Raw genomic sequence first — 14380 nt, 5'->3', positions numbered from 1 at the left:
ACGCCTGTTTTAGACTGGACCCTACCCCATGAGCACAGATATTCAAGACCCCAACACCGATAGCGCAGAGATGCCTCACAATTTACTCGACAAAACTATTGTTCGAGTCGGCAATGCGCTAAGCCTACTGTTTTTATTTACTGTTGCGATTTCTTTTTATGAAGTCGTTATGCGCTATGTTTTCAACGACCCGACTACATGGGTACATGAGACTGCCTCATTTTTAGGTGCTTGCCTGTTTGTCTTTGGTGGCATCTATGCACTTGCTACGAATAAACACGTGCGAGTGGTATTGGTATACGATGCCGTGTCAGAGCGTACACGCCAGTATCTCAATATCTTTCATCATGTGATGGGGCTGATTTTTGCCGGCCTATTAAGCTACGCCGCGTATCAAATGACCGAGAGTGCAGTGCTATCACCGTTTGGTGATATTCACTTTGAAACCTCTGGATCTGCTTGGAACCCGCCTTTTCCAGCCTACGTGAAGATCATGATTTTCCTAACCATGTGTGTCATGACCATTCAGTTTGTACTGCACCTTATCCAAGAAATTCGTAACTTAGGAAAGTCATAATATGTTTGATTTATCTGCTCTAGGCATCGGTTACGGCAGTCTACTCATGCTTGTCACCATGATTTTATTGCTGCTAACCGGTATGCAGCTGGCCATGGTGACAGGCTTAGTGGCTTTGGTGTTCGCCATTGGCTGGTTTGGGGTTGATGCTTTACCGCTGGTGACCAGTCGACTCTACAGCTTCGTTGGCGGCTATGTCTTTTTAGCCGTGCCGATGTTCGTGTTGATGGCCGCACTCTTGGATCGCTCTGGCATTGCTCGCGACCTGTTTGATGCGATGAAGGTCTTAGGACGCAAAATTCGTGGCGGTGTGGCCGTACAAACCTTAGTGGTGGCCGTGATTTTAGCATCCATGTCAGGTGTTATCGGCGGCGAAACCGTATTGCTTGGGATTTTAGCTCTGCCTCAAATGCTACGCTTGGGCTACAACCGCAAGCTTGCGATTGGTACCACTTGTGCAGGCGGCGCCCTCGGCACCATGCTTCCACCCAGTATCGTCTTGATTATTTATGGTTTGACGGCCAGCGTATCGATCGGCGATTTATTTAAGTCAGCGTTCATTCCCGCGTTACTGCTCGCCTTTTCTTACATGGCATACGTGCTGATTCTGTGTCGCTTAAATCCTGACTACGCGCCATTACCTAGCGAAGAAGAGTTAGCACAAGAAAACGACACTAACTATTTCAAAGCGCTGTTCTTTCCGATCCTATCAGTAGCAATTGTATTAGGCAGTATCTACACCGGTGTTGCTTCTGTTACCGAAGCGTCAGCGCTAGGCGTTGTAGGTATCGTACTAAGTGCTTGGATTCGTGGTGAGCTGAACTTTGAGATGCTTAAAGAAAGCGCCAAAGCCACCATGAGCACCTGTGGCATGATCATCTGGATTGGTATCGGCGCAACAGCCTTGGTCGGCGTGTACAACTTGATGGGGGGGATCGATTTTGTCGAAGAAATGATTCTGGCTCTGTCTGGCGGCAGTGTCATGGGCACCATCCTAATCATGATGTTGATCCTATTTGTACTTGGCATGTTCTTAGATTGGGTCGGCGTTGCGTTGCTGACTATGCCTATCTTTGTGCCGATCATCACTAATCTTGGCTTAGACCCAGTGTGGTTTGGTGTTGTGTTCTGTTTGAATATGCAGGTGTCATTCTTATCACCACCGTTTGGTCCAGCTGCGTTTTATCTTAAATCAGTGGCACCTAAAGACATCAGCTTAGGTGAAATTTTCCAATCTCTGTTGCCGTTTATCGGACTTCAGGTGCTCGTGCTTGGCTTGGTGATTTTCTTCCCTGAGCTAGCGATTTGGTGGAAATAACTCACTTTTCTAGCGACAGCTAGAGGATGTTAGGCAATAGACAAATAAGCGAAGTGCCCAGCACTTCGCAGGAGTAAACGGAATGATTAAAAAAATCATTGTGATGGGTGTATCAGGCTGTGGTAAGTCCTCAATGGGCAAACGCATTGCGGATCACTACGGTTACCCATTTTTTGACGGTGACGATTACCATGGTGATGCCAACGTAGAAAAAATGCGCCAAGGCATCCCCCTAAACGATGACGATCGTATGGGCTGGCTAGCAACCCTGAACGGCATATTACGTCAGCAAGACAGTGCCGTAGTGGCGTGCTCAGCGCTGAAACCCGTATATCGCAACCTGTTAAGAGAAGGTATTGATGGCCTAGCCATTATTTATCTTAAAGGCGATTTCGACACTATTTGGCAGCGCCATCAAAAACGTGACGGTCACTACTTTAACGGCAAAAGCATGCTCGAAAGCCAATTTGCCACACTAGTGGAGCCCATCAACGAAGACGTGATTACGGTCGATATCAGCCAATCCCTAGAAGATGTTTTCCAAGCCAGCATCGCAGCGCTTGATGCTCGCTAAATGCGCCTTAGACCTGTTTGTTTGAGCGGGTCTAAGTCATTCATAAGAAGAACATTTTAGCCGTTACAGATGCTTCAATACCCTTGGCTGTGTTACTGTAACAAGGCTAAAAAGATACTAATAACGAAGCCAATCGCATGAAAAAGAAGCGCCCCACTTTACAGGATGTCGCAGACCGAGTCGGTGTCACTAAAATGACGGTCAGCCGCTGCATACGCAATCCAGAACAAGTCTCCGACACCATACGGGAGCGTATCCAGTCAGCCCTGGATGAATTGGGCTATATTCCCAACCGCGCCCCCGACATCTTATCTAAATCCAAGAGTCATGCTATTGGTGTGCTTCTGCCCTCTTTAACCAACCAAGTATTTGCCGAAGTCATTCGTGGTATTGAATCGGTACTGGAGGAGCATGGCTATCAGACCATGTTGGCACACTTTGGTTACAGCAAAGAATTAGAAGAAAAGCGTATCGAAACATTACTGTCCTACAATGTTGACGCTTTGGTCATTTCAGAAAGCCAACACACCGCAAAAGCCAGCAAGATGTTGGCCAATGCAGGCATTCCCGTTATTGAAATTATGGACTCAGTCGCCCCAAGCCAAGCACAAGCGGTGGGCATTGATAACCGCGCAGCCGCTATGGAAATGACGCAAACCATGATTGATCATGGCCACCGCCACATTGTTTACTTCGCGGCTCGAATGGACGAACGGACGCTGCAGAAAATTGCAGGCTATGAGCAAGCCATGGCAGACAATGGCCTAAATGCGATTGTCAAACGCACTCAAAGCGCTTCATCCTTCACCCTAGGGGCACAATTTCTGGATGAAGTATTGAACGAGCATCCAGAAACCGACGGTATATTTTGTACCAACGATGACCTTGCTATCGGCGCCTTGTATGCCTGCCAAAAGAAAGGCATTGTTGTGCCAGAACAGATAGGCATTGCTGGGTTTCATGGCCACGATATCGCCAAAGCCATGGTGCCATTGTTAGCGACTGTCGTGACGCCGCGTGAAGAGATGGGCCGCCTAGCGGCACAGAAACTACTGGAGCGCCTTGATGGTGCCAGCAATCCAAACTGTATTACCACGCTGCCGTATCGTATTGAATGCGGCGAAAGCTTGAAACCATAAAGAAAAAGGGCCTAAAGGCCCTTTTACATGGTTAAAACTCTTCCCATTCATCATCGTCACTAAGCTCTGCAACCGGCGGCTTAATTGCCTTAGGTTTTGAGATAGGTTGAGACGGTTTAGCTTGTACAGGCTCCTGCCGTTTCTCAGTAACTTTATGTGAGCTTAATGATGGACGCACCAGAGTATTGTCGATTTTGAACTTGTTGACGTTGCTTGCTAATCGGTCCGCTTGACTCAATAGGTTTTCAGACGATGCCGCGGCCTCTTCTACCAATGCAGCATTTTGCTGAGTCATCTGATCCATTTGTGACACAGCTTTACCAATCTCAAGTAGATTATCAGACTGCTCAGAAGACGCCGAGGCGATGGTCGACATGATATCGTTGACTTGCGCGATCGCTGCAACGATCTCACGCATGGTTTCACCAGACTGATCTACTAACTGATTGCCATCTTCGATCTTGCTTGAGGACTCAGAGATCAAATCTTTAATATCTTTGGCGGCATTGGCGGAGCGCTGCGCCAATGTGCGTACCTCTGATGCAACGACAGCAAAGCCACGCCCCTGCTCGCCTGCTCGAGCCGCCTCAACCGCAGCATTCAGTGCTAAAATGTTAGTCTGGAATGCAATGCCATCAATCATACCGATAATATCGGAGATTTTTTGTGACGATTGATTGATATCATTCATGGTGACCACCACCTTATCAATCAAATCACCACCATCTCGTGCAACGCGTACGGCATTTTTCGCCAATCCAGTAGCTTCATGGGCACTGCTGGAGTTTTGACGTACAGTCTCGGTTAAAAGCTCCATACTCGAGGCGGTCTCTTCAAGACTCGAGGCCTGCTCTTCTGTGCGAGTCGATAAGTCTGTGTTGCCATGGGATATTTCTTTCGCACCCACATAAACGGCTTCTGATGCTTCACGAATCTGCTGGATGATGGCTGACATGGCTTCAAGCAGGTCATTGACGCCTTTTGAGATAGACAGCATAGTATCGGATTTACCATGTGTGGTTACGCGTGCGGTCAGGTCATTATTAATAGCTTGGGCAATCGCATCATTCACCTCTTCTACTGTGCGCTGCACTTCTTGTTCAGCTTCAACCTGTGCCGTAATATCGGATGCATATTTGACGACTTTGTATAAGCGGCCATTGGAATCACGTATCGGGCTGTAGTTGGCTTGAATCCAGATAGTTTTGCCATCTTTACGAACCCTAGGAAAACGCCCTACAAAGTGTTCACCTTGGCCTAGTCTGCGCCAAAAAGTGCGATATTCCTCCGATTGACGATAGGTTTCATCGACAAAGATACTATGATGACGACCGCGAACTTCATCTAGACGATAACCTACAGCATTAAGAAAGTTATCGTTTGCCTCAATGATAGTGCCATCTAGCTCAAACGAAATGACCGCCTGCGATTTAGAGATCGCATCTAACTGGCTTTCGTAATCAGCATTGATGTTTTTGCGTTCGGTCACATCGGTGGCAAATTTAACAATTTTGATAATGTTTCCCTGCTCATCAAACACAGGGTTATAGCTCGCTTCGATCCAAATCGGGTCGCCTGCTTTGGTGTAGCGGCAGAATTCGCCAGCTTGATAATCACCCTTTGCTAGAGCTTGCCAAAAGTCTTTATAGGCTTGGCTCGCACGATATTTTTGATCCACAAAAATAGCATGGTGCTTACCTTGTACTTCGTCCAAACTGTACCCTAGTGCCTGCAAGAAGTTTTCATTAGCAAATAAAATATTGCCCTTGGTATCAAACTCTATCACTGCTTGAGACTTTGACAATGCAGCAAGCTGGCCTTTTAGGTTGGCCAATTCTGCCTTGTCGACAATGACTTGGTTGTCATCCAATTTTTTGGAAAATAATTGACTTAACATCGTGCTGCTTCCCTAGATCAGACAAATGGATTCGTTGCCATAAGGCTAAACCTTCTTGCGAATTTTCGCTAAAGATTCACGTAAAGATTGGTAGTTAAACGGTAGTTGAGCGTAACGGTTTTTTGCGAAGCTTGACTGAATTAACCAAGCGATTGACTACATTCCGTTGCTAATTACTGATCTAAATTAATAATAGATGAATTTTGAAAGTGTGCAGTTAGATTTGCGTTGCAGCTGTTTCTAAGTTGACTTACTGTGGCTTTGAGCATAAAAAAAGGGAAGTATGCGGGGTGTTGAAGAGTCGCGCATACTTCCCTTAAAGGGTGATGTTTTGAATGCTACCAACACCAACGACCTAAGCCATCAATGCCAATGCTAGCAATCCCCCATTTATGAAAGCTAACATTGTTGGCAACATTCTAAAATTTGATCACCATTCCATAGAGGACTTCGCAGACAATATCGGGCAGAGCTAATATGACGCGATGTCGAGAGTAATGGTAAGGGACTCTACAGATTATGATGTTGCTAAATACGCCAGCCAAAGCTCCATTTACGACATCTTGTTTTTTATTGTCGTAATCGCACCATTTACCAAGGTTTTAACGACTAGATATCTCATTTCACTGCTACGCTAGGCGTCGAATTTGCACGCATACTAATCGTGAATTTTTACGCTTAAACAGCCACGCACAAAATCTGGCTCAAAGTGCTTAATCGTTTCACCAACATAACCTAAATCCAGCTCGCTAATCTGCGCCATTTGCTCGTCCGACAACTCAAAATCCCAGAGGTCGAAATTTGATTGGATGCGCTCTTCGTGCACCGACTTAGGAATGACTGTCACACCACGCTGAATATTCCAGCGCAGCACAACCTGTGCGATCGACTTATTGTGTGCGGTGGCAATGTCGGCCAACATTTCATTGTCAAACGGCTGATGACGACCACCCCCTAAAGGGGCCCATGCTTCAGGCTGTACATTGTAATGCTGCATAGTTTTAAGTGCGTCACTTTGAGCATGGTAAGGGTGTAACTCGATCTGGTTCACGGCCGGTTTGATACGCACTGTTTCACAAAAGTTAGTTAACACATGAGCGTAAAAGTTTGATACACCAATCGCCTTTAATGAACCCGCTTCGTAAGCATCTTCCATCGCACGCCAAGCACTGAAGTAATCACCCATTGCTTGGTGCAAAAGGTATAAGTCGAAGTACTCAAGTCCGGACTTCTCTAGTGAGGCCTTAATGCCAGCTTCGGCAGCAGCGTAATTAGCCATATCCTGCACCCAAAGCTTCGAGGTAATGAATAGCTCTTCACGTGTACACAAACCCTCACTAATAGCCTCGCAAACAGCCTCCCCTACCGCATCTTCATTGCCGTAGACAGCCGCCGTATCAATCAAACGATAGCCTGCACGAATGGCCTGCAATACAGATTGTCGACACTCATCTTTGTCTGTAACTTTAAAGACTCCAAACCCTGCCATAGGCATTTGTAGACCGTTGTTCAGTAATGTGTGCTGCATGCTTTACCTTCCTCTTAGGTGATCAAAGAATACATACTAATGCATAGCACCAAGCACAGTTAGCCATATATAACGAATAGACTAGTGCATAGAATTCATGAATCCATACAAATTTGCGTAATCCAAACACAAAAAAACCGACCCTAGGGTCGGTTTTCTTTGTAACGCCTGACAGACTAACCGTTAAGAAGCCATACTTGGAAGGCTTTTTGATCTACTGGTGAGGCTTTAGCAAACCAGAAAGTCATCATCTCAAACGCCGTAGAAGACTGCGCTGGCTGATGGCTGTTATCCACCATCCAGATGCGAATGTCTTTACGCGTTTGCGCATCGGCTTTATTGAACCAGAACTTCAACATTTCTAGCTCTTCGGTTGCCATCATTTCTTCTGCCGCAGGTTTTGGTCCATCTACAGCATTATCGGTGTAGCTTGCTGTGAAGGCTCGAATCTCTGCTTTGTAGTTACGCATCTGCTGTACACCAGAACGGTGCGGTAGCATACGCACATCGTACTCAAGCTCTGCATCACTGGCGTTGTTGACCAAGGTAAATTCAACGTTGTCTTCGTACTTAGCCGCATCACTTTTACGGAAAAAGTAAGGTGCTTTCAGCTCCAGCTCAGCATCTTGCTCAACATCCACCTCAATGATGTACGGATCAGATTCAAAATGCTGACCATCATCACCACCGCCGACACGTTGATTAAAACGAACCACAAACTGATGCTGACCCGGCTCAACCTCGGCTTTAAAATCGCCCCCAAACTTGCCAGGGCTTTGTAGATCCACATACATAATCTCGAAATTTCGAGGCACTTCAAAAGTGGCTGCAACCGTTGGCAGGCTTGTCACGCCAAGCAACATCCCCATCACCACAACACCAGAACGTAATTTCACTTTAATGACTCCTTAAAAGTGATAGCAATCGTACATATTTGTACAGCTAACCTACCACAAAGTATGCGCATTTGATCTTTTACAACCTCATCTCACAAGACAAATGACATTTTTTTGCGCATTTCGTTTGACTCATGGATACAGCACCAGCATTCACCTACTTAAATGCCATCATTTTGTAAAAAATAGATGGCTATCGGCTGATCACTTTTACAGACAACTAGAAACCGCGCTACACTCATTTTTTTACCTGCTAAAGAGAAACCTATGAAAGCCATCATTGCCGCTTGCATGACCTTAATCTTGACCGGTTGCGCTACGTTGTCGCAGCTATCCACCTATACCATCTCTAATGCTGAGCTTGAGCGACTGTTAGACTCGCGCTTGGGTGAGCTACAGACACAGGCTTCTTTAGGTAACATCCCGCTAACACTGAGTGTCGATGATATTGATGCGAATATCGGTCCTGATGGCCGCGATGTCATACAGCTTGGTACTTTAGCGACGGCCAACATCAGCGTCTTTGGCTTTAATTACCCTGCGAAGCTAAATTTATCGCTCGAGGGTACGCCCTACTATGACAGTGAAAAGAAAGCTATATTTGTACGCTCGCTATCGCTACTAGATAGCTCAGTTGACGCCGGTGGCTATAAAGGTAATCTAGCGCCACTGAGCAACGAAGTCATGACCTTGATTAATGGCTATCTAGCCTCCAACCCTGTGTACACGCTTGACCAAAGCAACAGCACAGCGCGCCTATTGTCTAACGTCCCTCTAGACTTAACCATCGAGCAAGGCCGTCTAGCACTTAAGCCTCGCCAATAATTGTCTGTTAGCTGACCATAAGAAGCCGCGCTACATTGGTAGAGCGGCTTTTTTTTGCACTCACAGAGTCATCAAGACAAATAATGCAACATTAAGCTAATACTAAAAAACGACAGAATCGTCGTCACTAACAATACACTAGCGCAAAAGTCGCGCTGCCCATATTCTCCGCCGATAATGGGGTAGACACTAAACATGGGGACAGTAGAAAACACCAGTACGCCCGCTTTTAAGTGGTACGGCATAGCGGGGAAAAACTGCAACAAAATAAACGTCATTGTAGGAAATAATATAAGCTTCATACTGGTTACCAGCCCAATACGCAATTTATCTCCTTTGATTACCACACCGACTAAGGAGCCACCGATAACAATCAGTGCAGCAGGTGCCGCCGCCTGCGCCAATAGCTCTAAACCGCCACCAATGGCACGAGGAAAATGCAGCCCCAACATCGACATCAAAACACCGAAGAACACCGCTAAAATAATGGGGTTGGTAGCGATACGCTTAGCGACTTTCGCCAATACAAACTTTACTGTACCGCCTGAGTGCCCATGTACGGATTCAACAAAGATCAAACCTAACGGCAAAAATAGAATGTTCTCAACCACCAACGCCATAGCAAACGCCTGAGCAGGAGCCGTATCGAGGAACTGCAATAAAATCGGAAAGCCTATAAAAGCACTATTGGGCATCATGCCACCCATAGCGCTGACCCCCGAAGTGCTCCAGCGCTCTTTTAAGACAAAGCGCGCCAGCATTAACGTCACAACAAAGACAGTTAGTCCAGCCAGGGCATAGACCAGCATATAAGGCACATTGATAACGGCCGCCAAATCTAACGCTGCGATTTTGGTGATCATCACCGAAGGAAGCGCCATGTACAGCACAAACTTGCTCAGAGCAGGTAAAGCTTCTTTAGGTAATAATTTAAATCGAATAGCAATAAAGCCAAGCAAGATTAAAAAGAAAATCGGCGCAGTAATATTGAGAACGGCGTTCAAACCAAATCCTTTGTGGCAAATTAGGTCATTAAGAAGTGGCTAATATGATTACACAAACCCTGCAGCAAAAAGCGCAGTTAATGAGGACAAACAAAAACGCCTCCCGAAGGAGGCGTTACGCGTCAGATCCAGACTAAACGATAAAGCGATCTAATAGGTCTTTTTGTGATGACGTACTAGCGCGCTGTTTCTCCATCGATTGGTTAGACGACTCAGCCAACTCAGACACTTCTGTCGACAGATCTTTAATCTTAACCGCATTGGCATTAATGTCCTCTGCTACGTGACTTTGCTCTTGAGCAGAAGAAGCGATCTGAATGTTCATTTCACTGATACGTTCAATCGCACTACTAATGTTTCTTAGCGCTTCATCAGCAAATTGTGCTTTTTCAACGGCCTCACCTGCCGTAACACGACTTTCGCTCATGGCAACGGATACTGCAGCAGAGCCTGCTTGCAGTTGCTCAATCATGTCACGAATTTCAGTGGTCGACTCCTGTGTGCGCTGAGCAAGTGTGCGCACTTCATCTGCAACGACGGCAAAGCCACGACCAGATTCGCCTGCACGCGCCGCTTCAATCGCTGCGTTTAGGGCCAGCAAGTTAGTCTGATCGGCAATGTCGTTGATCACACTCAATACTGTTTCGATATTAGACGTCGCCGTTTCAAGTTTCTGCACCTGAACTACGGCCTGCTCAATGCGGTTGGACAAACCATCAATTGAAGTAGCTGTATCACTGACAATTTTAGAGCCTTCGATCGTATTTTTATCCACATCTTGTGCCGCCTCAGAGGCACCTTGTGCGCTTTGCGCAACCTCGTTAGCAGTCATCGCCATTTCGTGGATAGCCGTCGCCAAAAGATCCAGTTCTTGCATTTGCTTACGCGTGGCTTCAGCCGACTTTTTCGAGTCTAGAACCGTTTCATCGCCACTTTCGACGATCTCATCACCAAGGTGTTTAAGTTGCTTGATTTGATCCTGCAGACTTTCGGTGAAGCGGTTAAAGCCCGTAGCCAAATTAGCAAACTCTGGTGTGCTGCTAACCTCGATGCGCTTGGTTAAATCACCCTTGCCACTTGAAACTTCTTGGATAGCGCTATTGAGGCCTTCTAGCGGACGCAATAAGGCCTTAATCATCAGCATCAAGACAATCACGCTGATCACCACACCGATTATCGTAAATAGGATCGAACTATTACGTAATTTATCTAATGCAGCATAGGCTTTGTCTTCATCTACTACAGACACGACATACCACCCTTGCTGACGATCAAACAGCATACTGACCATATGTGGCACGCCATCAATGTCAATATATTGCTCACCTTCTTGGATTTTTACGCCCGGTAAAAAGTCGTGAATATTTTGACCATTATTACTCACATCAGGGTGTGCAATCGCCTTACCTTCTTCCTCAATGATAAACAGATAACCCGCATCTAAAAGATTGGCCGAGTTTACCAAGTCTGCTAAAGCCGATAATTCCATATCATAATACATGGCACCGACAAACTGGCCTGCCTCGTACACAGGCGTAGCGATTGAAACAATGGTATTGCCAGAGGAAACATCAATATATGGATCGGTAATAATTAGACCACCGGTTTGTTTTGGTCCCACAAACCAAGGACGCGTACGCGTATTATAACCAGCACCTGGATCCCAATTCGGATCATTATCGATAATAATGCCGTCTGATTGATAACCCAGTCCAGCGGCTAAAAAGCTACTTTTTAATGCAGGCTGATCTAAAACATCGCGCACATAGTCACGATCATTAGGGTTAAGCTGAATGGTTTCGGTCGTAGACTGTGCTAAGGCCTTTTTGTTGCTTACCTGTGCCTGAATGGTATCACGTACTCCACGCTCAATTTCATTTAAGCTATTAGAAACTAATCCTTCAACTTCGGAGCGAACGGTACTTTGTTGCTGCAGGCTTAATAAGCCCACCGTTAATAACAGCAAAAGCGCAGAGGCGCCTACTATTTTATGACTAAAACGCATTTTTTTACCCTAGTTTATTTTCCACCGAGTCAATTCAAACCTTCCATTGCTTAATTAATAACCAGAGAGTGAATCAACTATACTGAGATCATCTATCACCATGATGTCTTGCGCATCAAGTATTTAAATTATCAGTAATAGACATGCAGAAAATATTACAATATATGCGCCATTAATAGCCTTTTTAGACCTTAATTTTACTTATTGCGACAGCGTTTTCTTATTAAGTTTAGATAGTTCTTTTTTGAGATAACCAACTCGTCAAAATTAATCAAATAAAGAATATAAAAATAATAACTATTACCATCTATAGGCAATAAAAAAACCCACTAATTAGTGGGTTTTAAAGGTATGCTGTCCAGTCATTTATCAATTTCCAGTATAACCGGAATACATTGGATGGCCTGCAATATTAAGGTGTTTAGGAAATTCCACTTTTAAAATAGAACCACTATCGGATTCAGTGATGTATAAGGTACGCAGCCCTTCCCCGCCAAAGGCACAGTTAGTGGTACCGAGCCCCTTAGGCGATCGCACGACTGCCACAGGTTGCCCTAAAGCATCGTACACCCATACTAACCCCATCCCAGTTTGGCAAACCACGACACCATTTTCAGAGGTTAACGCCAAACCATCTGGGCCAGCACGACCACCGTTGTACTGCAAGAAAAGCCCTGCCTTATTCACACGACCGCTTTCTGCTAAAGGCAAGCGCCATACAGCGTTTGCACGTGTAACTGCTAAATATAAAACATGTCCGTTTACATCAAGCACTAAGCCATTTGGGCTAGGTGCAGTGTCGATTAAACATGTTAATTCACCTGTTTCAGGCTGCCATTTATACACTCGCCCAGTAGGATCGTGTAATCCTGTTTGACCCTGATCGGTAAAATACAATGCCCCATCAGGACCAAAATGCAAATCATTACATCCCTTAAAACCTTCTGAGTCACAATCTTTTAAAACATTGCGGATCTCACGCGTACCAGGATCCAACTGCACTATCCCATTCTGAAAATCAGCAATATAAATCTGACCATTTTGATGAATTTTTAAGCCATTAGGTTGACCATCATATTCTACTATCTGTTCAATATTGCCCTTTGGGTCGGCACGTAAAATTCGTCCAAAAGGAATATCCACAAACCATAGATTTCCGTCACGATCAAAGGATGGACCTTCGATAAAACTATCAACTGCTAGGCCTCGCTTGTTACGCTCGGCCCAATAAGAGCTGACACCAGGGCGGCGTAGTTCTTCCGGCAATGCAGTAAATACCTCAGCATCAAATACTGTCGGCTGTGGAAATGGGTAATTCATAAAATCATCCTGACGTTAGCGAAGGTAAAAAGAGTGCGATATCTGGGACCGCAATCAGCAGTAATAAAAAAGCGACAATGACGATAAAGAAAGGCAAGGTTCCTAACACCACATCCTCTACTTTTACTTTGTCTGATGAACTTGCCACAACAAAGAGTATGACGCCGAGCGGTGGCGTTAACTGTCCCAGCTCTACTAAGATTACGACAAAGACACCAAACCAAATGAGGTTAATATCGAGCGCCATCAAAGCGGGAAAAAGCACTGGAACGATGATCGCAATCATGCCCAAGCCTTCCATAAAACAGCCTAGTATGGCGAAAATGACCATCACAATCAGCAAGAAGGCTAAACGTGACACATCCGCATCTTGCAGATACTCAACCAGCTCTTCACCTGCTCCTGATAAGGCTGTGGCGTAGGCAAAAATCATCGACGTGAAGACGATAAAAAGGATGTTACCGCTCATACGAATGGTACGCTGGAGCGCTTGCGCCAAGAGCGCCCAATTTAAGCGGCGGTAGATCGCGGCCACGATCATCGCGCCGATTACACCAACCGCCCCCGCTTCAGTAGGCGTCGCGATGCCCCCATAAATACTGCCCAACACGATAAAGATCAGCATCAAAAACGGCAAAATATCTAGCCCCGCTTTAGCAAGCTCCGCTAAGGTAAGCTTACTATGATCTCGCGGCGCCAAACTTGGGTTTAGGGTACAACGCAACATGATTAAGCCCATGTAAAATAACGCTAATAAAATCCCAGGCAGCATCCCCGCAGAAAACAATTGCGCGATCGATGTCTCCGTAAACGTGGAATAGATAATCATAGTAATCGAAGGCGGAATCAAAATACCTAATGTGCCCCCAGCAGCAAGTGAACCGGACACTAAACGCGTGTTATAGCCGCGGCTCGACAGCTCAGGGAGGGCGACTGTCGACATGGCCGCCGCTGTCGGTGCACTGCCTCCTGAAATCGCTGCAAAAATGCCACTGCCAGCGATATTTGTGTGTAACAGACCACCGGGTAGTTTACGTACAAACGGGGATACACCGTTGTACAGACGACCACTTAAGCCTGATCCCAACAAAATCTCCGCCATTAATATAAACAAAGGGATGGCTGCTAAAGTAAAGCTATTGGCCGACCCCCAGCTAACTATACCCAGTGCCTTCCAGCTCGATAAGCCACCCATGCTATAAAGATAGGCCAACCCGGCACTCGCCACAGCGAACTGAACCCACATACCACCAATAATAAGCCCAACTAACAGGCCAAAAATTAGAATGCCTTCCAT

General features: G+C 45.8%; 12 protein-coding genes. 5 read left to right on the top strand and 7 right to left on the bottom strand.

Going from position 1 to position 14380, the window contains the following annotated elements:
* The first annotated feature begins 28 nt into the window (after nucleotides 1-28).
* The 4 genes from JQX58_RS03290 (at nucleotide 29) to gntR (ending at nucleotide 3608) form a co-directional block, all read left to right on the top strand.
* Nucleotides 29-577, top strand: coding sequence for a TRAP transporter small permease subunit (locus JQX58_RS03290; protein WP_204145386.1), 549 nt, complete (start codon nucleotides 29-31; stop codon nucleotides 575-577).
* A 1-nt stretch (nucleotide 578) separates the two neighbouring features.
* Entirely contained in the window at nucleotides 579-1895 is a 1317-nt protein-coding gene (locus JQX58_RS03285; protein ID WP_204145385.1) for a TRAP transporter large permease, read from the top strand.
* Nucleotides 1896-1977: 82 nt separating this feature from the next.
* A complete protein-coding gene (locus JQX58_RS03280; protein WP_204145384.1) occupies nucleotides 1978-2469 on the top strand; it encodes a gluconokinase in 492 nt (163 codons plus the stop codon).
* 137 nt (nucleotides 2470-2606) lie between these two features.
* Nucleotides 2607-3608, top strand: a complete 1002-nt coding sequence (gene gntR, locus JQX58_RS03275; RefSeq protein ID WP_204145383.1) for a gluconate operon transcriptional repressor GntR — start codon at nucleotides 2607-2609, stop codon at nucleotides 3606-3608.
* Nucleotides 3609-3639: 31 nt separating this feature from the next.
* Here gntR and JQX58_RS15405 read toward each other — a convergent pair whose 3' ends face one another.
* The 3 genes from JQX58_RS15405 to JQX58_RS03260 form a co-directional block, all read right to left on the bottom strand.
* Nucleotides 3640-5505 (bottom strand): methyl-accepting chemotaxis protein, encoded by a 1866-nt coding sequence (locus JQX58_RS15405; protein WP_204145382.1) that lies wholly within the window; start codon nucleotides 5503-5505, stop codon nucleotides 3640-3642.
* 658 nt (nucleotides 5506-6163) lie between these two features.
* Nucleotides 6164-7033, bottom strand: coding sequence for an aldo/keto reductase (locus JQX58_RS03265; protein ID WP_204145381.1), 870 nt, complete (start codon nucleotides 7031-7033; stop codon nucleotides 6164-6166).
* 176 nt (nucleotides 7034-7209) lie between these two features.
* The gene (locus tag JQX58_RS03260; protein WP_204145380.1) at nucleotides 7210-7929 is read right to left on the bottom strand and encodes a DUF2057 family protein; all 720 of its coding nucleotides are present in this window, start codon (nucleotides 7927-7929) and stop codon (nucleotides 7210-7212) included.
* Nucleotides 7930-8196: 267 nt separating this feature from the next.
* Here JQX58_RS03260 and JQX58_RS03255 point away from each other — a divergent pair, with 267 nt between their 5' ends.
* Nucleotides 8197-8754: a YceB family lipoprotein gene (locus JQX58_RS03255; RefSeq protein ID WP_204145379.1), complete on the top strand. Its 558-nt coding sequence runs from the start codon at nucleotides 8197-8199 to the stop codon at nucleotides 8752-8754.
* A gap of 71 nt (nucleotides 8755-8825) precedes the next feature.
* Here JQX58_RS03255 and JQX58_RS03250 read toward each other — a convergent pair whose 3' ends face one another.
* From JQX58_RS03250 to JQX58_RS03235, 4 genes are all read right to left on the bottom strand, one after another.
* Nucleotides 8826-9758, bottom strand: a complete 933-nt coding sequence (locus tag JQX58_RS03250) for an AEC family transporter (RefSeq protein ID WP_204145378.1) — start codon at nucleotides 9756-9758, stop codon at nucleotides 8826-8828.
* 133 nt (nucleotides 9759-9891) lie between these two features.
* The gene (locus JQX58_RS03245; protein ID WP_204145377.1) at nucleotides 9892-11763 is read right to left on the bottom strand and encodes a methyl-accepting chemotaxis protein; all 1872 of its coding nucleotides are present in this window, start codon (nucleotides 11761-11763) and stop codon (nucleotides 9892-9894) included.
* A 369-nt stretch (nucleotides 11764-12132) separates the two neighbouring features.
* Nucleotides 12133-13083 carry an SMP-30/gluconolactonase/LRE family protein gene (locus tag JQX58_RS03240; protein WP_204145376.1) on the bottom strand — a complete coding sequence of 317 codons (951 nt, stop codon included), beginning with the start codon at nucleotides 13081-13083 and terminating at the stop codon, nucleotides 12133-12135.
* A gap of 4 nt (nucleotides 13084-13087) precedes the next feature.
* Nucleotides 13088-14380: a TRAP transporter large permease gene (locus JQX58_RS03235; RefSeq protein WP_204145375.1), complete on the bottom strand. Its 1293-nt coding sequence runs from the start codon at nucleotides 14378-14380 to the stop codon at nucleotides 13088-13090.

This window comes from Marinomonas ostreistagni, from assembly GCF_016888445.1.
Lineage (GTDB): Bacteria > Pseudomonadota > Gammaproteobacteria > Pseudomonadales > Marinomonadaceae > Marinomonas > Marinomonas ostreistagni.
This window is presented reverse-complemented; position numbering and strand designations above follow the sequence as displayed.